Below are 21,439 nucleotides of genomic sequence, written 5' to 3' on the forward strand. Positions count from 1 at the left end.
AAAACCAAGGGGTTCAATGGGAACCACTCAAAAAGAAGCCGCCCACCAAACCCAACACCCCAGACCCCTGGCCCCTTTCTGGGGACTGGCGGGGGGGGGGGGGAGGGGGGGCCCCCCTCCCCCCCGGCCGAACGGGGGGCGCCGGTCACCAGACGCGGCGGTCGGCGGGGGTGCCCAGGCCGGTGCGGAGGTGGCGGACGAGGCTGCGCCGCAGCTCGCGGTCCTGGTCGGTCTCGACGGGGAGGTCGAGCTGGACGATGTCCACGCCGGCCGAGCGGAGCAGGCCGATGCGGGCGGCGACGGTGGCGGGGGAGCCGGCGTAGGCGGCGGTGAGCGAGCGGCGGATGTAGGCGGCGACCTGCTCGTCGCCCCGGGAGGGGTCGGAGCGGCCGCGCTCGCGGTCGCGGTCGAGCTGGACGGCTTCCGTCCAGGGTCCGCCGCCGCCGGAGGTGAGGCGGAGGGCGTCGCGGCGCAGCCGGCGGACGCGGTCGCGGGCCGCCTCGTCGGTGTCGGCGAGGATGACGGTGACGTGCCGCCAGATCCGCAGGGTCCGGCCGTGCGCGGCGGCGGCGGTGCGGACCTGGGCTATCCGCCGACGGGTGTCCGGCAGCGGCAGCGGGCTGACGGCGTAGACCTCCGCGTAGCGGGCCGCCAGGTCGAGGCCCTGCGGTGACGAGCCGCCGAAGGAGAGCAGCTCGCCGCCGGGTCTGGGGTGCAGGCCGGGCCGGGCGGCGGACACGGTGTAGAACTCGCCCTTGTGGTCGATGTCCTGGTCGGCGGCGAGGTAGCGGGTGAACAGGTCGAGGTACTCGTCGGCCCTGCGGTAGCGCTCCTGCTTGTCCAGGAGGTCGCCGTCGCGGGCCGTGTCGTGGTCGCTGGAGCCGATGATGACGTGGGCCGCCGCCCGCCCGCCGGAGAGGCGGTCCAGGGTCGCGAGGGAGCGGGCGGCGACGGTCGGCGCGGTGGTGCCGACCCGGTGGGCGACCGCGATGCGCAGCCGTGTGGTGGCAGCCAGGGCCCAGGAGGCCACCAGCCACGGGTCGGGCCACGAACTGGACTGCACCACCAGGGCGCTGTCCAGCCCGTCCTCCTCGTTCTCCCGCGCGGTGCGGGCGACGTACGCGGGGTCGGCGGTGCGGTCGCGGCCGTCGGGGGCCCAGCGCAGGGCCTGGCGTTCCTGCGCGGTGTGGCCGGGAACGGGTGCGGCGCGGACCCCGCCGCGGATTTCGAGTGGCACGGCTCTCCTCCGGTCGTGAGCGTCGTGAGGGTGGCAGGGGATGGGGACGGGTGGGGCGCGACGGTCAGAGAGCGGCCGGCCCGAGCCGGGCCAGGGTGTCGAGCAGCTTGGCGCGGCTGACGAACACCTCGGGCGGCAGCGACACGTACAGCTGGATGGTGGTGACGCCGGGGCGGTGGTAGGCGAGGATGCGCTCCCGGCACTCCTCCGGCGAGCCGCTGATGAACAGCCCGTCGACGACCTCGTCGGGCAGCGCCTTCTGGGCGCCCTCCGGGTCGCCGGCCGCCCAGAGGCGGTGGGTCTCGGCGAGGAGTTCGCCGTGGCCCAGCCACTCGTGGAACTTGCGGTACGGCTCGCGGTTGAGGATCCAGGCGAGGAACGGCCGGCTGGCGCGGTGGGCGTAGTCGGTGTCCTCGGTGGGGCAGACGAAGACCTTGACGACCAGTTCCTTCCCGGGCGGCTGCGGGCCGACGGCGTCCAGGATCTTCGGCACGTCGTGCGGGAACAGCAGGTTGGTGATGGCGCCGTCGCCCTCGTTGAAGCCGAGCCGGAGCATGTTGGGCCGCAGCGCGCCCAGGATGACCTTGACCGGCTCGGTCGGCGGGTGCGGCAGCCGGTAGCCGGTGATGTCGAAGGTGTCGAACCCGCCGGTGACGTACTCGCCGCGCAGCGCCCGGGTGACGAAGCGCAGGACGTCCCTGGTCCGCTTGAACGGCTCGTCGAACGGGATGCCGTTGATGTCGGTGACGTGGGCGGGCACCGAGGCGCCGATGCCCAGCAGCAGTCGGCCCGGGGCGAGTTGGGCGAGCGTCGCGGCGGTCTGGGCGAGCACGGCCGGGCCGCGGGTGTGCACCGGGACGATGCCGGTGCCGATCCGCAGCGAGGGGGACCAGGCCGCCGTGGCGGCCAGCGGGGTGAAGGCGTCGGTGCCGCCGCCCTCGGCGCTCCACACGTCGGTGTAGCCGAGGTCGGGCAGCCGCTCGACCAGGAAGCGGTGCCGGTCGATGGTCAGGCCGGGCAGCGGGAGGGTGATGCCCCACTTGGGCGGTGCGGCGGGCACGGGGCCGTGCGCGGAGCCGGGCGGGACGGTCCCGGCGTGGTGGTGCGGTCGGTGCGGGTCGGTCATCGGGATGGCCGTCCTTCCTGTGGTGCGCGGTGCTCTTCGGAGCCGGGGGAGAGGCGGTGTCCGCGGGTCAGCGGACCCATACGGTGGTCAGGTCGAGGAACCAGGACTGCGGCTGCACGAGCCCCTGGACCTTCGGCGAAAGGGCCCGCGGATTGCGGTCGTTGACCACGAACAGCCAGGGCGCGTCCTGGGTGACCAGGGCGAGCGCCTTGCGGTACCCGGCCTGCCGGGCGGTCTGGTCGGCATCGGCGGCCGAGGAGGCGAGCAGCTCGTCGACCTGCGGGTTGGTGTAGTGGCCGGTCCAGAACGGGCTCTTGGAGCCGATGAACAGCGGGAGCAGCGCCTCGGACTGGAACAGCGTGGTGGACTGGGCGACGGCGTCCGAGCCGAGCGCCACCTGGCCCTTGGCCTCGGCGCCGATCAGCGTGGTCCAGTCGGTGGTGCGCAGCTCGACCTTGATGCCGACGGCGGCGAGATCCCGCTGGAGGGCCTCGGCGATCGGCACCGGCAGCAGGTTGCCGCTGCCGCCGGTGGGCACGGTGACGGAGGTGCTGAAGCCGTTCGGGACGCCGGCCTCGGCGAGCAACTGCCGGGCCTTGGCGGGGTCGTAGGAGTAGACGTCGCCGGCGGGGTCGTAGGCGGCGGTGGCGCGCGGCGCGGTCTGGTAGGCGGGGTCGGCGGTGCCGTGCAGCAGCTTCTCGGCGATGGCCTTGCGGTCGATCGCGAAGTTGGCGGCCCTGCGGACCAGCGGGTTGTCCCAGGGCGCCTTCGAGGTGTCCAGGATCCAGTACCAGAGGTGGTCGTAGCTGTTCGTGGCGATCTGGACGCCGTCGGCCTTGAGGCTGTCGATGTCGTCCGGGTTCGGGTACTCGATCCAGTTCACGCCGCCGGAGCGCAGGGCGGCGGTGCGGGCCGCGGCGTCCGGCAGCGCCTTGATCACGAGCCGGTCGAGCTTGGGGGCGCCGCGCCAGTAGCTCCTGTTGGCGGCCAGCTCGATCTGCTGGCCCTCGGTCTGCGAGACGAACGAGAAGGGGCCGGTGCCGACCGGGTGCTGGGCGAAGTCGGCCGAGCCGGACTTGCGGACGGCGGTGGGGCTCGCGATCAGGACGTGCGCGAGGTCCTCGGGGAAGTGGCCGTTGGGGTCCTTGGTGACAAGCTCGACGTGGTCGGCGTCGGTCTTGCGGTACGAGACGATGTCGCCCGCGTACTCGGCGGCGGCGGCGCCGAGGGCGTCGGTGTACTCGGGGCTCTTCTTGTCGAGGTAGCGGGCCAGGTTGAAGACCACGGCGTCGGCGTCGAACGGGGTGCCGTCCTGGAAGGTGACGCCCTTGCGGAGGGCGAAGGTCCACGTCCTGGCGTCGGCGGCGACCTGCCAGTCGGTGGCCAGGGCGCCGGTGACGGCCGGCGGCTTGTCGGTGTCCTTGAGCAGTTCGTACCGGGTGAGGCCCTCGTAGAGCTGGAAGGAGACCAGCCGCTTGCCCTCGAAGCCGGCGCCGCCGATCACGGTGTCGGGGTTGGGGAGTTTGCCGGTGGCGCCGATGACCAGGGTGCCGCCGCGGCCGTCACCGCCGCCCGCCCCCGCGGAGCCGCCGCCGTCGGAGCCGGCGCAGCCGGCCGCCGCCGCGAGCAGAACGGCGGCGGCCGGCAGGGCGACGGCTCTGGAGCGGATACGGCTGGTGCGCGTCATGGTGAGTCCTCGTCGGTTCGGTGGTGCGGAGGTTCGGTGGTGCGGGGGTTCGGTGGTGCGGGGGTACGGAGGTTCAGCGGTGTGTCGGCACGGGGCTTCGGCGGCGGGTCACGCGACGCCGGTGGCGGCCTCCAGCAGCGCCCGGGTGTACGGGTGCGCGGGGGAGTCCCAGAGCAGGCCGGCGGGGCCCTCCTCGACCACCCGGCCGTGCCGCAGCACCAGGACCCGGTGGGCGAGGTGCCGGACGACGGCGAGGTCGTGGGAGATGAACAGGTAGGCCAGGCCGGTGCGTTCCTGGAGGTCGGTCAGCAGGTCGAGCAGGCGGGCCTGCACGCTGCGGTCGAGGGCGGAGGTCGGTTCGTCGCAGACGACCAGGTCCGGCCCGGTGGCCAGGGCCCGGGCGACGGCCACCCGTTGGAGCTGCCCGCCGGACAGCTCCCGGGGGTAGCGGTCGGCGAGCGCGGGCTCCAGGCCGACCTGGGTGAAGAGCCGGGCGACGGCCGCGGCGCGTTCGGCGCGCGGCGTGCCGTGCAGGCGCAGCGCGAAGGCGACCGCCTCCCCGGCGCGCAGGCTGGGGTTGAGCGATCCGCGCGGGTCCTGCGGGACGAACTGGAGCCGGCCCCGCAGCGCCCGGTCGGCGCGGCCGCGCAGCCGGTACGGATCGCGGCCGGCGAAGCGGACGCTGCCGGCGTCGGGGGCCAGCACCCCGAGGGCGAGCCGGGCCAGGGTGGACTTCCCCGAGCCGGACTCGCCGACCAGACCGACGGTCTCGCCCGGCGCGACGGTGAGGCTGACGGCGTCCAGGGCGGTCCGGTCGCCGTAGCGCTTGGTGACGGCGTCGACGACCAGGACCGGGCCCGGCGGGGCGTGGACGGCGTCAGGCCGGGCGTGGTCGACGGTGTTCATCGGCGGGCTCCCGGTTCGGCGGCCACCAGGGCGGCGGTGAAGGCGTGTTCCGGGTCGCCCAGCACCCGTTCGGCGGGCCCGAGCTCGACGATCCGGCCGGCCCGCATGACCGCCACGGTGCCGCCGATCCGGCGGGCTGCCGCGAGGTCGTGGGTGACCAGCAGCAGGGCGATGCCGCAGTCGGCGCGCAGGGTGGCGAACAGGTCGAGGATCCGCCCGCGGATCAGCGCGTCGAGCGCGGTGGTCGGCTCGTCGGCGATCAGCAGTTCCGGGCCGCAGCAGATCGCGACGGCGATGGCGGCGCGCTGGCGCAGGCCGCCGGAGAGCTCGTGCGGGTAGGCCCGGGCGACGCGTTCCGGGTCCGGGATGCCGGCGGTGGCGAGCAGCTTCGGGACGGCCGCGCGGGCGGCCCGGCGGTCGGCGGCGATCCCGTGCCGCCGCAGCACCTCGGCGAGCTGCGGGCCGATCCGGCGCAGCGGGTCGAGCGAGGCGGTCGGGTCCTGCGGCACGTAGCCGATGCGCCGGCCGCGGACGTCGGCCAGTTCGCGTTCGCCGAGCGCCCGCAGGTCGGTCCCGGCGAGCCGGACGCCTCCGGTGACGGCGGCGCCGTGCCCCGGCAGCCCGAGCACGGTGCGGGCGACGGTGGTCTTGCCGCTGCCGGATTCGCCGAGCAGTACCAGGGAGCGGCCGGCGGGCAGGGCGAGGGAGACGTCGTCGACGGCCCGGACCCCGCCGGGGTACTCGACGGTCAGGCCGTCGATCTCCAGCAGCGCGCTCATGCGCCCACCCGCTTCGCGGCCCGCGGCCGGGCCGAGCCGTCGGCCGAGCGGTCGGTGGAGCGGTCGGCGGACCGGCTCGCGGCGGCGGGGGCGGCGTGCGCCAGCAGGGCGGCGGTGTCGCCGACGCGGGTGCGCAGCGTCTCGCCGAGGGTGTTGAAGACGACCGAGACGGCGAGGATGACCAGGGCCGGCAGGACCGCCACCCAGGGGTGGGTGAGCAGCGAGGGCCGCAGCTCCTCCAGCATCGCGCCCCACTCGGCGGTGGGCGGGGCGACCCCGAGCCCGAGGAAGGACAGCCCTGCGGCGTACATGATGGCCAGCCCGACCAGCGAGGACGCGTACACCAGGACCACCGGCGCCACCACCGGGGCGACCTGGCGCAGGACCAGCGACCCCCAGCCGGCGCCGCTGACCCGGGCGGCCACCAGGTATTCGGCGGCCCGGACGCGCCGGGTCTCGGTGAACGCGACCCGTGCCACCGCGGGGGTGAGCACCACCGACAGCGCGAGCACGGTCGCGCCCAGGCCGGGTGTGAGCAGCGAGGCGATGGCGATCGCCAGCAGCACCCCGGGGAAGGCGTAGAGCACGTCCAGCAGGCGCAGCAGGGCCTGCTCGGTGATCCGGCCGCCGAGCCCGGCCACGACGCCGAGCAGGGTGCCGACGACGGCGGCCACCGCAACGGGGACGAGCCCGCCGGTGAGCGAGGCGCGCCCGGCCCAGATCAGCCGGCTGAGCAGGTCGCGGCCCTGGCCGTCGGTGCCGAGCGGGTGGCCGGGGCTGCCCGGGTCGAGCAGCCGGTCCGCCAGCCGCCCGGCGGCCGGGTCGTACGGGGCGACCAGCGGCGCGGCGAGCGCGAGCAGGACCAGCAGCGCGGCCAGGGCGGCGGGGACGGTCAGGCCGAGGTTCGCTCGGGCGAGGACACGTGACGTCACATCAGTTCCTTACTCGCGGGTCGATCGCCGCGTGCGCCGCGTCCACGAGGATGTTGACGCCGACGAACGCGACCGCCACCACCAGCACCCCGCCCTGCACCAGGGGCAGGTCGCGGGAGGTGAGCGCGTCGTACAGCAGCCGGCCGACGCCGGGCCAGGCGAACAGGGTCTCCACGAAGATCACCCCTTCCAGGAGGTAGGCGAGTTGCAGGCCGCCGATGGTGAGCAGTGCCGGTGAGGCGTTGTGCACGCAGTGCCGCAGCACGGTGGCCGGGCGCAGGCCGCGGGCGCGCAGCGAGTCGGCCAGCTCGCCGGCCAGCACGCCCCCCAGCGCGGCCCGGAACACCCGGGCGGTGAGCCCGAGCGGGACGAGCGCGGCGGCCACGGCCGGCAGGACCAGGTGGCGGGCCAGGTCGGGCAGGCCGCCGGAGCCGAACACGTCGTGGGTGCCCCCGGCCGGCAGCCAACGCAGGCCCACGGCGAAGACGGCGATCAGCAGCAGGGCCACCGAGTACTGCGGGGCGGAGACCGCGAGGGCGGACAGCGCGCCGGAGATCCGCCCGCCGGGGCCGCGCGGGCGCAGCGCGCCGACGGCGCCGAGCGCCACCCCGCCGACCAGCACCAGCAGGAAGGCGGCCGCGGTCAGGGTCAGCGTCTGGCCGAGCGCCGGGAGCAGCAGGTCGGCGACCGGGCGCTGACCGGAGACGGAGGTGCCGAGGTCGCCGGTGAGCGCGTGCCAGAGCCAGGAGGCGTAGCGGACGGGCAACGGCTGGTCCAGGCCGAGCCGTTCGGAGAGCTCGCGGCGGGCCTCGGGCGGTGCGCCCGGCCCGAGGAAGAGGGCCACCGGATCGCCGGGGACGAGCGTGACGGTCGCGAAGACGACGGCGGTGACGCCGAGCAGGGTCGGTACGGCCAGCAGGAGGCGGCGCAGCAGGAAGCGGGTCACCCGGCCCTCCGTGGCGTGGCGCCGGACTGGCCGGCGGCGGGCCGGTTGGGCGGGGCGGGCATGGGGCTGGTGGTCCTTCCGGGAGGGGCGGTTCGGGAGCGGGTCGGGACGGTCACCAGCGGTAACCGGCAGTCACCGGCGGCGTCCGGGGGGCTGGAGCGCCGGACCGGGGCCGTGGGACGGGCCGTTCGCCGGGGGCGGATGCCGCGTCCGGGCGGGATCGGGTGCCGGAGCACGGGTCGGGCGGTCCGTGGGACGTGGGACGTCGGTGCCGCTCCGGCCGCTGCGGCCGCTTGAAGGAGCGTTGCGGACCGGTGGCCCGGACAGCCAGTCAGCACTTGATGCTGTTACTCCTGGTCACAGCATCCGGAGTGTCAGGACCGCCACTGCCCAGGGCGCTGAGCCCCGGTTCCGTCCTTGACCTGCACAAGGAACCGGACCTAGGGTTCCCCGCATGGCTATTCGGCGGACCGACATCACCCTGGTCGGGATCGGCGGCTCGTGGCACCGACGGTGTTTCGACGAGCTCTGTCGCCCGCGCGCTGCGCGCTGACCGCCCCGTTCCCAGTCGCTGCGGTCGGCGCCCCTCCCCAGTCCCGGATTCCGCAGCCGACGCCCGTGCGCGTCCTCGACGGATCCTCGCCGCAGCACCCGTGCCCACCGGGCCGGCCCGCCACCAGCAAGGGGACCGTATCGCCATGCCGTACCTCAGACGCCCTGCCTCCGCCCCCGGGGGTGTGCGATGGCAGCAGTGAGCAAGATCGCCGTTCCGGCCGGCCCGCGCGGCCGCCGGCTTCCCGCCCGACGCGGCGCCTGCGGCGGCGCCACCCTGGTGGACGCCCCCGCCGCGGGCGCGCCGCCGGTGCACGGCGCACCACCGGCGCAGGCCGAGATCGACAACCCGCTCGACCTGATCGCCGGTCACCAGCTGCTGGCGGAGACGGTGACGCCGCCACCCCCGGTGGGGCCGACCGCCACCGGTTGCGGGTGCGGCCATCCGATGTGCGTGGAGGAGGACCGCGACCGCACGGCCGATGCCCGGGTGTTCCTGGTCGAGCGGCACTCGGTGGCCAGCGCCGGGCTGCGCAGCGTGCTGACGACCGTGCCCGGACTGGCCGTGGTCGGGTCCACCGGCGACCCGCTGCGCGCGGTGGCCGCCGTGCGCCGGGTCGCCCCGGACGTCATCCTGCTCGGCCGCGGCGCGAGCCTGGAGGCCGACCTCGCCGTCGTGGTGGCGCTGCGCGGCCCGGACGCGGCGCCCGACGCCCGGGTGCTGCTGCTGCGCCGGGCCGAGTCGACCGCGGAGGCGAGCCGGATGCTGCTGGCCGGGGCCAGCGGCTGCTTCCCGCTCGACCTGGCCGAGGACCGGATCATCAGCGCCGTCCAACTCGCCGCGGCGGGCGGGTCGGTGTTCCTGCCCGCGCCGCCGCCGGCCCGGACCCACGCGGCGGTGCCACCGCAGCACGTCGGCGAACTGCCGCCGCAGCACGCCGGGCTGACGGAGCGTGAGCGCGAAGTGCTGGTCCAGCTCGGGCTCGGGCTGAGCAACGCCGAGATCGGGCGTGAACTCGCCCTGGCCGAGGCCACCGTGAAGAAGCACCTCACCCAGGCCATGCGCAAGATCGGGCAGCCCGACCGGCTGCGCGCCGCGCTCTACGCCCACCGGCACGGCCTCGCCGGGTAGTTCGTCTCAGTACATCTTCGTCGCCACCCTCCGGAGGGCGGGCCCCGCAGCACGCGGGGCCCGCCCTCCGTCGTGTTCCGGCCGCCTCCCGCAGGTGACCTTCGGAGCATGTGCGAGGCGACGATCGGCGCCCTGAGCGGCGCCGTTCGGGGCTACCGGGGCGCCTGGCCGGCTCCGTAGCGTGGCGGGAAACGACCACCACACGAGACGGTCCGAAGGATCGTCCAGCCGAAGGGAGATGGCCCGATGGGGGGTGTGTCCGACAGGACCGGGGGCCCGACCGGTTCCGCCGGTGCGGCGGGTGCCGACGCCGGCCCGCGCACGGCGGTGCTGGCCGCCGCGAGTCACCGGAGCCCCGGCGCGGAGCAGCCGAGGTCCCCGTACCGCGCGATGTCGGACGCCGAGCGGTCCGCGCTCTGGCGCCAGCGGCTGCACGAGGCCGAGGCGGGCCTGACGCGGTACCTGGTGTCGCGTGGGAACGGGCTGCACCTGACCGACTGGTTCGTGCTGCAGTCCGAGCTCTTCGCCGACCTCCCCGCGCCGGACGCCCCGGCCCCGGAGTGGCAGCGGGTGTTCTTCCGCGACCAGGCGCTGATGGAACGTTTCCTCGTGCGCCGCTACGGCGAGGAGGGGCTGGGGGACTGGGCCCGGTCCAATGCCGAGGTGCACCGCGAGGTCGAACCCGACCACGGCCGGGGCGCCGCCGACCCGATCCACCGGATCGCCCGGCAGGCCGAACTGTACGGCTCGGAGTACGAGTTCGACGACGAGGAGCCGCCCGGCGCCGAGCACGCGGCGCTCACCATCACGCACTGCGCGATCTGGGACTACCGCGAGAAGGCCCGCCGCTCGGGCGTCCAGCTGACCCTCGCCTCGCCCTGCACCTACTGCACCGAGGCGCTGTCCGCCAACATCCGCGCCAAGGGCTACCGGCCCGCGCACCGCCTGACCAACGGCCCGACCGGCCACGGCTGCCGCTGGGAGTCGAGCGCCGCGGCCGGGCCCGCCGCCAACGACGAACCGGGGGAGTCCTGAGATGTGCGGTGTCACCGGCTGGATCGACTGGGACACCGACCTGCGCCACCAGGCGCGGACGGTCCGGGAGATGACCGCCACCCTGGCCTGCCGCGGCCCGGACGCGGACGGCGTCTGGCTCTCCCGGCACGCCGCGTTCGGCCACCGCCGGCTGTCCGTGATCGACCTGGACGGCGGGGTCCAGCCGCTCGCCGACCGCCCGGGGCCCGACGCCGGCGCCGTGCTCTGCTACAACGGGGAGCTCTACAACCACCGCGAGCTGCGCGCGCAACTGGAGGCCTTCGGGCACGTCTTCCGGACCCGCTCGGACACCGAGGTGGTCCTGCGGGCCCACCTCCAGTGGGGCAAGGACGCGCCGACCAGGTTCAACGGCATCTTCGCCTACGCCCTGTGGGACGCCGCGCGCGAGGAACTGCTGCTGGTCCGCGACCACCTCGGCATCAAGCCGCTGTACTGGCACGCCCACGCCACCGGGGTGCTGTTCGGCTCCGAGCCCAAGGCGGTGCTCGCGAACCCGCTGTTCCGCGCCGAACTGGACGCCGAGGGCATCGCCGAGCTGTTCGCGCTGCCCGCCGCGCCGAGCGCCGGCCACGGGCTGTTCCGCGGGCTGCACGAAGTCCGGCCCGGCCACCTGGTGGTCGTCGGCCGCGGCGCCACCCGCGAACTCCGCTACTGGCGGTTGGAGTCGGCCGAGCACCGGGACGACGCCGCGACCACCCGCGGCACCGTCCGGGACCTGCTCGCCGACGCCGTCGAACGGCAGCTGATCAGCGACGTGCCGCTGTGCACCCTGCTCTCCGGCGGCGTCGACTCCAGCGCCGTCACCGCGCTGGCCGCGGCCGCCCGCGAGCGGGCCGGCCACGGGAAGATCGCCAGCTTCTCGGTGGACTTCCCCGGCAGCACCGACCGCACCCCGGACGCCTGGCGGACCACCCTCGACGCCCCGTACGTGCAGGCCGCCGCCGAGCACATCGGCACCCTGCACACCACCGTCCTGGTGCCCGACGACGACCTGCTGGACGCCCGCGACGCCGTCCTGCGCGCCCGGGACCGGCCCGGCTGGGGCGAGATGGACGCCTCGCTGCACCTGCTCTTCCGCGAGGTGCGGCGGCGCTCCACGGTCGCGCTCTCCGGCGAGGCCGCGGACGAGATCTTCGGCGGCTACCCGTACTTCCACGACGCGCAGGCCGTCGCCGCGCCCACCTTCCCGTGGCTGCACGGCAAGGCCACGCCGGCGGACCTGCTGCGCCCGGACGTCCGGGCCGAGGTGCGACCCGAGGAGTACACCGCCGCCGCCTACCACCGCTCGCTCGGCGAGGTGTCGCGCCTGCCCGGCGAGTCGGCCGCCGACGCGCGGATCCGCGAGGTCTTCCACCTCGCGCTCACCCGCTGGCTCCCCCCGCTGCTGGACCGGGTGGACCGGGTGTCGATGTCGGTCGGCCTGGAGGTGCGGGTGCCGTTCTGCGACCACCGCCTGGTGGAGTACCTCTGGAACGTCCCGTGGGCGCTCAAGGCGCCGGACGGGCGGGCCAAGGGCCTGTTCCGCGACGCCGTCCGGGACCTCCTCCCGCCGCAGGTCACCGACCGGCCCAAGAGCGGCTACCCGTCCACCCCGGCCGTCCACTACACCGAGGTGCTCACCGCCCGGGCGCACGAGCTGCTGGCCGACCCGAACGCGCCGGTCTTCGAGCTGGTGGACCGCGAGCCGGTCCGCCGGCTGCTCGCCGAGGGCCGCCCGCTGCCCAGCCCGCGCACCGCGCCGAACCCGGTCGGCGGCCTCGACCACCTGGTCCAGGTCGACGAGTGGCTGCGCGCCTACCGGGTGGGGCTGCGATGAGCGGCCCCGCGGCGGCCGTGACCACGGCGAAGGCCACCGAGGAGGCCTTCCGGGCCGCCTCCCGCGGCTGGACCACCGGGGTCGCGGTGGTCACCACCCGCGCGGACGAGGAGGTCTTCGCCAAGACGGTCTCCTCCTTCAGCACCCTCTCCCTCGACCCGCTGCTGGTCACCGTCGCGGTCAGCCGCCACAGCCCGCTCGTGGCCGCGGCCCGCGCCGCCGGACGGTTCGGCCTCTCGGTCCTGACGGACGGCCAGTCGGCGGTGGCCCGGCGCTTCGCCACACCCGGGGCCGGGCGCGCGCTCGGCGGCTTCACCGCGGTGCCGATGCGGACGGCGGTCACCGGTGCCCCGCTCGTCGACGACGCCCTGGCCTGGTTCGACTGCCGGTTGCACGGCACCCTGCCCGGCGGCGACCACACCATCCTGGTCGGCCGGGTCGCCGCCGCGGACCGCGGCGACGGCGACCCGCTGCTCTACCACGACGGCCGGTACCGCGTGATCGACCCGAAACCCTTGAACCCTTGAACCCTTGACATCAAACGGAGTTGGCGCATGACACTGCTGGGCACCATCACCGGTCGCGGCGCACCCGCCACCGCCCGCGGCCTGCTGACCGGCGACCGGTACCGGGCCGAACTGGACGACGGCCGCGAGCTCTACCTCGACGGCAAGCGCATCGCGAACCCCGCCGAGCACCCCGCGTTCCGCCCGGCCGTGGACGAACTGGCCCGCCTGATCGACCTCCAGCACGACCCGGCCCACCGCGACCTGCTCACCTGGGAGGACCCGGACAGCGGCCTGCGGCTCGCCCGCGCCTACCAGCCCCCGCGCACCCTGGAGGACCTGCGGCTCCAGCGCCGCAGCGCCGAGCTGTGGCACGCCGAGGCACTGGGGCAGCAGGGCCGCTCACCCGCCTTCATGGCCTCGATCGCCGTCGGCGTCTACGACTTCCGGCACCAGCTGGCCGGGGCCGACCCGCGCTTCGGCGCCAACGCCGAGGCGTGGTACCGGCACTGTGCGAGCAACGACCTGGTCCTCTCGCACGCCCTCGGCGACCCGCAGATCGACCGCTCCGCCAACCCGCTCGACGACCCGGACCTCGCCCTGCGCGTCGTGGAGGAGAACGACCGGGGCATCGTGGTGCGCGGCGCCAAGCAGCTCACCACGCTCGCCCCGATCGCCCACGAGGTGCTGGTCTACCTCTCGGCGTCGTTCACCGAGGGCCGCGGCGAGCAGTTCGTGACCTGGTTCGCCCTGCCGCTCAACACCCCCGGCCTGATCACCCTCGCCCGCGAACCGCTCGGCAGCGCCTCTTGGGGGCACGCCCACCCGCTCGGCGCGCGGTTCGACGAGCAGGACGCGATGCTCTTCTTCGACGACGTCCTGGTGCCCTGGGACCGCGTCTTCCTGCTGCGCGACGCGAACCTGGCGCGCACCGGCCTCGGCCGGATCAACGCCTGGAGCGCCTACGTCGGCCACATCCGCTACCGCGAGCGGCTGCGGACCCTGCTGGCCAGTGCCACCCTGGTCGCCGAGTCGATCGGCGTGGACGGCTTCCGCAACATCCAGGAGGACCTGGGCCGCCTCGCCGGGTACGCCGAACTGACCGAGTACTTCCTCGACGCCGCCGAGGCGCGCGGCGGCCTCACCGACGGCGGCCTGTTCGCCCCCGGCGACACGGCGGCCTCCCGGGTCTGGTCGGCCGAGGTGGCCGGCAGCGCGGTCGAGATCGTCCGCAGGATCGGCGCCTCCGGGCTGCTCATCCAGCCCACCGCCGGGGACCTCGCCAACCCCCGGCTGCGCCCGCACCTGGACCGCTACATGCGCGGCCGGGACATCGACGCCGAACGCAAGGCCCGGCTCTTCCGGATCGCCTGGGAGCTGACCGGCGACGGCTTCGGCCAGCGCCAGGACCTCTACGAGTACGTGCACCGGGGCGACCTGGCCCGCAACCGGATCAACCTCTTCAAGCGCTACGACCAGAGCGCCGCCCGCGAACGGCTGCTGCACCTGGTCGACCAGGGCGTCGCGGAGCAGCCCGCCGCCGCACAGCCGTCCGCCGCACAGCCGCCGACCGAGCAGCCGTCCACCGAACAGCCGTCCACCGTGGAGGAGAACCAGCCGTGAGCACGTCCGCCGTCGAGATCCAGGCCCGTACCCTCGCGGGGTACGCCGACGCCAGCCGGCTGCGCCAGGTCCAGGACCGGGACTGGGTGCTCGACCAGGTCACCGGAGCCCCCGAGTCCCTGATCGACCTCGGCAGCGGGATCGGCCAGCTGCTCCAGGAAGCCCTGGAGCGCTTCCCCTCCCTGCGGCGCGCCGTCGGCCTGGAACGCTCCGAGCACCGCATCGCCGAGGCCGCCGCCCGGCTCCAGCCCTACGGCGAGCGGGTCGCCCTGCACCGGGCCGACCTCACCGTGCCCGAGCCGCTGCCGTTCCGGGCCGACGTGATCACCCAGACCTCGGTGCTGCACTGGCTGTACCCGGACGAGGAACGGATCTTCGCCTGGGCCGCCGCCCACCTCGCCCCCGGCGGTCGCTTCCTGCTCACCACCTACCACCCGGCCCGGGACGAGCGCGGCCTCGGCGGTGAGGACGAGCTGGTCCGCGAGGCCCTGGTTGCCCTCGGCACCCCGTACGACGAGGTGCCCGGCGTCCTGGAGCGCGCCGGGGTGCTGCCGATCGCGACCCGGACCAGGACCGTCGACGAGCTCGCGGCGGTGGTGGGCCCGCACCTCGCGGTGGCCGGCCACCTGGAGCGCGACGCCGTGGTCACCGTCGACGGCGCCGCCCAGTACGAGCACTTCCACGCCGCCACCTTCGGCGACTACTACAGCCGTGCGGTGCCGGCGCAGCAGCGGCCCGCCTTCTTCCGCGCGGTCGGCGAGAGCGCCTGGCGTCGGCAGCAGGAGCGCGGCCACGTCAGCCACATGCCCGTCCGGCTGTGGCAGCTGACGTCTCGTTAACAACATGTGTAGCCCGCCGCTCACCCCTGGGGTGGGCGGCGGGCTGCGTCTACGCTGGTGGCAGCCCACACCCCCCGCATTCGACGGCACCGACCAGGGCCGAGGAGCCAACCGTGTCAACTCCCCCCGCAGGCAGGGAACTCGGCGCCTTCCTGCGCGCCCATCGTGAGCTCCTCAAGCCCTCCGACGTCGGCCTCACCGCCACCACCCGGCGCCGCACCCCCGGTCTGCGCCGCGAGGAGGTCGCCTCCCTCTCCGGCGTCGGCCTGGCCTGGTACACCTGGGTCGAGCAGGGGCGGGTCACCGCCTCCCGGCAGGTGCTGGAGGCGATCGCCCGGGTGCTGCGGCTGGACGCGGCCGGGCTGCGGCACGCCATGCGCCTGGCCGGCTACCACGAGCCGACGGCGGCCGCCGCCTCGGAGGACGGCGCCGACCGGCTCGCCGAGGCCATCCGGCCGGTCCTGGACTCCTGGCCCACCAGCCCGGCCGTCCTGCTCGACCGGCACTTCGACCTGCTCGGCTGGAACGCAGCCTGGGTCGCGCTCTGGGGCTCGCCCGAGTTCGTCCCCGCGGACCGGCGCAACCTGATGTGGGTGATGGCCGCCGACCACCGGGTGCGGGCCGTGTTCCGCGACTGGGAGCCGCTCGCGATGAACGTCTTCCAGCAGTTCCGGGCGCAGGCCGGTCCCGCCCTGGCCGACCCCCGCACCGGCGAGGTCTACCGGCACCTGGACGAGGACGCGCCCGAGTTCCGGCACTGGTGGGGCTGCCACTCGGTGGCGGAGCTGACCGTCCGCACCGTCACCGTCGAGCCGGCCGGGCTCGGCCCGGTCCGGCTGACGCTGTCGTCCTTCCACCCGGTGGACGACCCGACCGCGACGGTGCTGCTGTTCACCCCGCACGGCGCCGCCGACCGGGCGCGGATGACCGAACTGGTCGATCATCCGTTGCGCGCGGTCGGCGGCGTGGAGGGGGAGCGCCGGGTCGGCTGAGCCGCCGGTCGCCGGTCCCCCGGGGCGGCCCGGCCGTTCCGGCGGGGCCTCAGGTGCCCGATGCGGTGGACCGGCGCAGGCCGAGGCTGACCGCCAGCGCGCCCAGGGCGGCCACCAGCGCGAGCCCGGTGCCGATCAGCAGGGTGCCGTCCGCGACGTTGCCGAACGTGCCGATCGCCCAGGCGCCGAGGCCGGTGCCCGCGTACATGGTCGAGGTCAGCCACGCGCTGGAGGTCGCCCGCAGCTCCGGGGCGATGGTGCCGGCCAGCGTCTGCTGGTCCGTCACGAAGCCTCCGGAGGCCAGGAACCACACCACCACGCCGGCCAGGGCGAGGACCAGGCCGGGCCCCTTGGCCGCCAGCGCGACGCCCGCCGCCAGCAGCACGCCCCACAGCGGCAGCAGCGGCAGGTCGGAGCGCCCGGCGGTCCTGGCCCGGTCCCCGAGCCGGCCGCCCAGCAGCGAGCCGACCAGGCTGCCCGCACCGACCAGCACGCCCACCAGGCCCAGGGCCTGCACCGACAGGTCGAAGCGCTGCACCAGCACCGCGCCGAGGAAGGTGTAGGCGCCCAGGTTGGCCGTGTTGAACACCGTGTTGACCAGCAGGGCGCGGCGCAGCGTCGGGTCGGCCCAGCCCGCCAGGATCGCCCGGACCGCCCCCACCTGTGGCGCGGCCGCCTGCGCCGAACGACGCTGGACCTGGCTCAGCAGCAGCGGCACGGCCGCCGCGGTGCCGATGGTCAGCGCCCAGAACGCCGACCGCCAGCCGGCCAGCCCGGCGAGGAAGCCGCCGAGCGGCACGCCGATCACCTGGCCGCAGGAGAACAGCGCCATGCCCAGGCCGAGGGCCCGGCCGCGCACCGCCTCCGGCGCGGTCTCGGCGATGTGCGCCCAGATCGCCGGCCCGGCCGCCGCCGCCGCCAGCCCGGCCACCGCGCGGGAGACGACCAGCAGCGTCAGCCCGGTGGAGAGGGCGGCCGCCGCGTTGGACACGACGAACAGCACGGTGCCCGCCACCAGGGTGCGGCGGCGGCCGAACCGGTCGCTCAGCAGCCCGAGGAAGGGCGCCGCGACGGCGTACACCAGCACGTAGGCGGTGACGCTGGAGGCGGCGGCCGCCTCGGTGGTGTGCACCGAGTCCGCGATGGTCGGCAGCAGCGGCGACACCAGGAAGGTCTCCGTGCCGAACAGGAACAGCAGGAGGAACACTCCCGCGTAGCGCCACCGTTCGAAGGCCTGGGCCGGCGCCAGGGGCGGGACGTCCTCGGCCTGTTCGGGTCGGGGCGGGTCGGAGATGCTGCTCACAGCGATCACCACCTTGTCGTGCGAGGGAGCGGCCGGGCCTTCGGACGGCAGGCGCGAGCGGCCGCGACGGGAGGGCAGGAGTCCGATGCGGCCATCCTGCGGACGGCCCTCGCGGCCAGCCAGACAGGCGGTCATCCTGTGACCCCAGGTCACAGGCTGCCGCCCTGGCCCGGCCGGTGACGCGGTCGGTGACGCGGCCTGTCGGTGGCCTGTCGGTGGCCTGTCGGCGGTCCGGCGGTCGCTCGTCGGTCGTGTCAGCGTCCTGTGAGCGACCTGTCGGCCGCCGTGGCGAGACTGGCGGCACGACATCGACTCACGGGAGGTCCACTATGTCGAGCACCATGTCGAACAGCACCCGACCGCACCACTCGCGCACGACCTCGGTCCTGATCTCCGGGGCGGGGATCGCCGGCACCGCCCTCGCCTACTGGCTGGAGCGCTACGGCTTCCACGTCACGGTCGTCGAGCGCGCCCCGGAACTCCGGGGCGGCGGACAGGCGGTGGACGTGCGGGGCAACGCGCTGGAGATCATCGAGCGGATGGGCCTCCTGGAGGAGGTCCGGGCCCGCAGGACCGGACTGCGCGGCATGTCCCTGGTCGACGCGGACGGCCGCGAGCTCAAGCGCACCACCGAGTGGACGGCCACCGGGGGCGCCGTGGACGGCCCGGACGTGGAGATCCTGCGCGACGAACTGGCCGCCCTGCTGGCGGGGGCGGCCCGGCCCGGCGTCCGGTACCGGTTCGGCGAGTCGATCGACACCCTCGTGCAGCACGAGGAGGGCGTCCAGGTCCGCTTCACCAGCGGCGACGAGCAGTCCTTCGACCTCGTCGTGGGCGCCGACGGCCTGCACTCGAACACCCGCCGCCTGGTCTTCGGCCCCGAGGCCGACTACCTGCACCCGACCAGCATCTACATCGCCGGCTGGAGCGCCCCCAACCACCTCGGCCTCGACCACTGGGAGGTCATCCACCAGCCCAACGGCCAGGCCGCCTGGGGCTGCATGGCGATGACCGTCCGGGACAACAGCGAGCTGCGCGTCTTCGCCGTCTTCACGTCCGACGAGCCGGTCGGGGACCTGCTGCCGCGCGACCTCGCGGAGCAGCGGCGGCTGGTGGCCGAGCGCTGCGCCGGGATGCGCTGGGAGGTGCCGCAGTTCCTCAAGTCCCTGGGGGAGGGGGACGCCTTCCACTACGACGTGGTCGCGCAGATCCGGATGGACCGCTGGTCGCAGGGCCGGGTCGCCCTGCTCGGCGACGCCGGGTACTGCTGCTCCCCGGCCACCGGCCAGGGCACCAGCGTGGCCCTGACCGCCGCCTATGTGCTGGCCGGGGAACTGCACGCGGCCGACGGCGACCACGAGGCCGCCTACCAGGCCTACGAGCAGCGGCTGCGCGGCCATGTGGCGGCCAATCAGGCCATCCTCGACCACACCAAGGGCCGGTTCGAGACCACGGAGGTCGACTCCGAGGGGGTCGAGGGCTTCGACCGGCCCGGCCCCGAGCTGGGCGAGGCCTTCCGCGCGGCCACGGTCTTCGACCTGGCCGAGTACTGACCGACCCCGCCGCCCCCGCCGACCCCGCCGCCCCGCAGGTCGGCCACGGGTGGTCGCGATCACCAGGCAAGTGAGGTTAGGCTAACCAAACTTGATGGACGGTCGAGGGTGAGGGCGGTGCCGGGGATGCACAGTCAGGGTGAGCCGGGGCGGGCGCGGACACGGGACGGCCGGGAGCTGTTCTACATGCGGCGGCCGGGGCCCGGCGGCGAGGGCATGCCGACGGTCGTGCTGGAGGGCGGGCTCGCCTCCAGCCGCTCGTACTGGGCGCCGGTGCAGCTCAGGCTGGACGGGGTCGCGGCGACGGTGGCGTACGACCGCAGCGGGCTCGGCCGCAGCGCGCCGGATCCGGCGCCGCGCCCGCTGCGCCGCCTCGCCGAGGACCTCGACGACCTGCTCGACCACCTCGGCGGCCTCGGCCACGGGCCGTTCGTCCTGGTCGGGCACAGCTGGGGCGGGCCGATCGTCCGGATCGCCGCCGCGGCCCGCCCCGAGCGGATCGCGGGCCTGGTGCTGGCCGACCCGACGGACGAGTCCTGCGACCTGGTGTTCGCGCCCTCGGTGCGCCGCCAGGAGCGGATCGGGCAGGCGGTCAGCATGCTGCTGGCCCGCACCGGCCTGCTGGCCCGGGCCTTCCGCCCGATGCTCGACGCCCTGCCGGCGGACGCCGCGGCCGAGATGCGCGAGGAGGGCTTCACCGTCTCCACCATCCGCACGAGGGGTGCCGAACTCGGCTCCGTCGTCGCGGACTTGACCGCCATGAAGGAGAACCCGCCGGCCCTCGGCGGCATCCCGCTCACGGTGGTCTCGGCCGCCCGGACCTCGACCGGCATGGGCCCGAAGGTCCGGGAGGCCGTGAACGCCTCGCACGCCCACCGCGTCGGCCGGGCCGAGGTCGGCCGCCACGTACTGGCGGCCGACGCCGACCACATGGTGCCGACCAGCGACCCCGACGCCCTGGCGCGAGAGATCCGCCGGATCGTCGAAGGTATTTCAGCTGTCTAGGACTTGATCGTTCGTCAGTTGTTGATGATCTCCAGGCTGGCGACAGTGCCCGGAACGCCGCCGGGGTAGGTGTTGCCGCCGAGGTAGAAGGTGTGGCCGTCCGGGCCGAGTGCCAGTCCGGTGGCGAGTTCCACCTGCTGCGGGTTCACGGTTTCGGCGGGGACGAGCGCGTGGGCCTCGGTGTCGTAGGAGAGGACCGCGCTGCGGTTGTGGTAGCCGGGAGGGGTGGGTCCGCCCGGGGTGATGAAGACGGACCAGGTGGAGGCGAAGTAGAGGCGGCGGCCGTCCGGGCTGACGACCGGGTAGCCGAGGCCGGTGCTGCCCGGTGCGAAGTGGAAGTTCTCGGTGACGGTGTCGGTCCCGGTGTCGACGAGGTAGTCGCTCTCGTAGCCGCCGATGCCGTACAGCGTGCTGCCGTCGGGGCTGAGTGCCGCACTGCCGGCGGCGCCGTGCCCGGCGGTGAAGGTGCGGACGGTGGTGAGCGAGGTGGGCGTGGCGGCCAGGTGGACCAGACCGTCCGCGGTGGTGACGTACAGATCCTCGCCGTTGGGGCGCACGACGATCGAACCGACGGCGAAGCTGGTGACGCCGACGGAGGCGGTGAAGGCGCCGGCGGCGGTCGAGTACGCGAGGACCCGGGCGGGCTGGAAGCCCCAGCGCTGCCGCGGCCCGTTCTGGGCCAGGTAGACGCCGGCGCCGTCCGGGCTGACCGCGAGGGAACTCGGTGAGCCGTCCACGTACCCGTCGGGGTGCGGCTGGATCGGGAGCAGGACGTCGGCGGCCACCGTGTCGCTGTCGGTGTCGACGGTGACCAGGTGCTGCGCCCCCACGGTCGCGTACAGCCGGGTGCCGTCGGGGCTCATCGCCAGCGCGCCGACGAAGGAGTTCGCGGCGGTGGAGAGGGTGAGCCGGGCGGTGATCCCGCCGGTCCGGGTGTCGACGACCTTGACCGCGGGCGTGCCGCGGGGGTCGTCGGTCACCCCGACGTAGGCCTCCGTGCCGTCCGGGGTGACGGCGGTCGTCGGGTACGCGTACCCCACCGGGACGACCTGGGGGGCCACGCCGGTGGCGGGCTGTGCGGTGGCGACCCCGGTCCCGGCGGTCAGCAGCAGGCCGACCGATGCCGCGGTGCCCAGCCAACGGGCCTTTGCCATGAGCGACTTCACGAAATCCTCCCCTGTGACACACGATGCGTCCGCATCGGTGGGAGCCAGAGTATGGGGCGGGGAAGGCGAGTTGGGCGCCAATGGCGCAGTCCACGACTCGGGGTAGACGCCATGGCGCCCATGCCTACGGCACGTGACGGGGCGCGTGACGGGGCACCTGGCGGGGCGCACGGTCGGGTGTGTGGCGGGGCACGGAGCGGGACATGCCGAAAGGCGGGGGGGGGGACCACCCCCGGCATGCCTGCCCCCCCGCGCTCTTCCTCCCCCCCCCCCCCCCCCTCCC

Annotated in this window: 18 protein-coding genes; 9 read left to right on the top strand and 9 right to left on the bottom strand. The window is 75.0% G+C overall.

What is annotated here, in order from left to right; all coding sequences use genetic code 11:
- Positions 1-145: 145 nt before the first annotated feature.
- The 7 genes from AC07AL_RS13345 to AC07AL_RS13375 form a co-directional block, all read right to left on the bottom strand.
- Positions 146-1,237, bottom strand: coding sequence for an LLM class flavin-dependent oxidoreductase (locus AC07AL_RS13345; RefSeq protein WP_478317438.1), 1,092 nt, complete (start codon positions 1,235-1,237; stop codon positions 146-148).
- Between the two features lie 64 nt (positions 1,238-1,301).
- On the bottom strand, positions 1,302-2,363 hold the full coding sequence (locus AC07AL_RS13350; RefSeq protein WP_400328617.1) for an LLM class F420-dependent oxidoreductase: 1,062 nt from the start codon (positions 2,361-2,363) through the stop codon (positions 1,302-1,304).
- Positions 2,364-2,430: 67 nt separating this feature from the next.
- Positions 2,431-4,050, bottom strand: coding sequence for an ABC transporter substrate-binding protein (locus AC07AL_RS13355; RefSeq protein ID WP_478317439.1), 1,620 nt, complete (start codon positions 4,048-4,050; stop codon positions 2,431-2,433).
- 108 nt (positions 4,051-4,158) lie between these two features.
- On the bottom strand, positions 4,159-4,956 hold the full coding sequence (locus AC07AL_RS13360) for an ABC transporter ATP-binding protein (RefSeq protein WP_363581886.1): 798 nt from the start codon (positions 4,954-4,956) through the stop codon (positions 4,159-4,161).
- Positions 4,953-5,735 (bottom strand): ABC transporter ATP-binding protein, encoded by a 783-nt coding sequence (locus AC07AL_RS13365; RefSeq protein WP_363581888.1) that lies wholly within the window; start codon positions 5,733-5,735, stop codon positions 4,953-4,955. Before AC07AL_RS13365 ends, AC07AL_RS13360 begins: the two co-directional genes overlap by 4 nt.
- Positions 5,732-6,667 carry an ABC transporter permease gene (locus tag AC07AL_RS13370; RefSeq protein WP_363581890.1) on the bottom strand — a complete coding sequence of 312 codons (936 nt, stop codon included), beginning with the start codon at positions 6,665-6,667 and terminating at the stop codon, positions 5,732-5,734. Before AC07AL_RS13370 ends, AC07AL_RS13365 begins: the two co-directional genes overlap by 4 nt.
- Position 6,668: 1 nt before the next feature.
- Positions 6,669-7,613 (bottom strand): ABC transporter permease, encoded by a 945-nt coding sequence (locus tag AC07AL_RS13375; RefSeq protein ID WP_350880832.1) that lies wholly within the window; start codon positions 7,611-7,613, stop codon positions 6,669-6,671.
- A 742-nt stretch (positions 7,614-8,355) separates the two neighbouring features.
- On the opposite strand from AC07AL_RS13375, the gene AC07AL_RS13380 reads away from it, so the two are divergent.
- The 7 genes from AC07AL_RS13380 to AC07AL_RS13410 all read left to right on the top strand — a co-directional run bounded on the left by AC07AL_RS13380 (position 8,356) and on the right by AC07AL_RS13410 (position 16,129).
- On the top strand, positions 8,356-9,297 hold the full coding sequence (locus AC07AL_RS13380) for a LuxR C-terminal-related transcriptional regulator (protein ID WP_478317440.1): 942 nt from the start codon (positions 8,356-8,358) through the stop codon (positions 9,295-9,297).
- 255 nt (positions 9,298-9,552) lie between these two features.
- The gene (locus AC07AL_RS13385; RefSeq protein ID WP_363589405.1) at positions 9,553-10,332 is read left to right on the top strand and encodes a hypothetical protein; all 780 of its coding nucleotides are present in this window, start codon (positions 9,553-9,555) and stop codon (positions 10,330-10,332) included.
- Between the two features lies 1 nt (position 10,333).
- Positions 10,334-12,169, top strand: coding sequence for an asparagine synthase (glutamine-hydrolyzing) (gene asnB, locus AC07AL_RS13390; RefSeq protein WP_363589403.1), 1,836 nt, complete (start codon positions 10,334-10,336; stop codon positions 12,167-12,169).
- Positions 12,166-12,696 carry a flavin reductase family protein gene (locus AC07AL_RS13395; protein WP_079135392.1) on the top strand — a complete coding sequence of 177 codons (531 nt, stop codon included), beginning with the start codon at positions 12,166-12,168 and terminating at the stop codon, positions 12,694-12,696. The genes asnB and AC07AL_RS13395 overlap by 4 nt, the downstream gene beginning before the upstream one ends.
- Positions 12,697-12,723: 27 nt before the next feature.
- Positions 12,724-14,298: a 4-hydroxyphenylacetate 3-hydroxylase family protein gene (locus tag AC07AL_RS13400; RefSeq protein WP_363589401.1), complete on the top strand. Its 1,575-nt coding sequence runs from the start codon at positions 12,724-12,726 to the stop codon at positions 14,296-14,298.
- Positions 14,295-15,137, top strand: coding sequence for a class I SAM-dependent methyltransferase (locus AC07AL_RS13405; protein WP_363589399.1), 843 nt, complete (start codon positions 14,295-14,297; stop codon positions 15,135-15,137). Before AC07AL_RS13400 ends, AC07AL_RS13405 begins: the two co-directional genes overlap by 4 nt.
- A gap of 113 nt (positions 15,138-15,250) precedes the next feature.
- On the top strand, positions 15,251-16,129 hold the full coding sequence (locus tag AC07AL_RS13410) for a helix-turn-helix domain-containing protein (RefSeq protein ID WP_244293271.1): 879 nt from the start codon (positions 15,251-15,253) through the stop codon (positions 16,127-16,129).
- A gap of 49 nt (positions 16,130-16,178) precedes the next feature.
- Here the strand turns inward: AC07AL_RS13410 and AC07AL_RS13415 are convergent, their stop codons facing one another.
- The gene (locus AC07AL_RS13415) at positions 16,179-17,432 is read right to left on the bottom strand and encodes an MFS transporter (RefSeq protein ID WP_363589397.1); all 1,254 of its coding nucleotides are present in this window, start codon (positions 17,430-17,432) and stop codon (positions 16,179-16,181) included.
- A gap of 329 nt (positions 17,433-17,761) precedes the next feature.
- On the opposite strand from AC07AL_RS13415, the gene AC07AL_RS13420 reads away from it, so the two are divergent.
- Positions 17,762-18,985, top strand: coding sequence for an FAD-dependent monooxygenase (locus tag AC07AL_RS13420; RefSeq protein WP_478317443.1), 1,224 nt, complete (start codon positions 17,762-17,764; stop codon positions 18,983-18,985).
- A 126-nt stretch (positions 18,986-19,111) separates the two neighbouring features.
- Complete coding sequence (locus AC07AL_RS13425) at positions 19,112-19,990, top strand: alpha/beta fold hydrolase (protein WP_478317444.1); 879 nt, start codon at positions 19,112-19,114, stop codon at positions 19,988-19,990.
- A 14-nt stretch (positions 19,991-20,004) separates the two neighbouring features.
- Here the strand turns inward: AC07AL_RS13425 and AC07AL_RS13430 are convergent, their stop codons facing one another.
- Positions 20,005-21,144 carry a WD40 repeat domain-containing protein gene (locus tag AC07AL_RS13430; RefSeq protein WP_478317445.1) on the bottom strand — a complete coding sequence of 380 codons (1,140 nt, stop codon included), beginning with the start codon at positions 21,142-21,144 and terminating at the stop codon, positions 20,005-20,007.
- Between the last annotated feature and the right edge of the window lie 295 nt (positions 21,145-21,439).

Source organism: Kitasatospora sp. NPDC043949 (assembly GCF_056435365.1).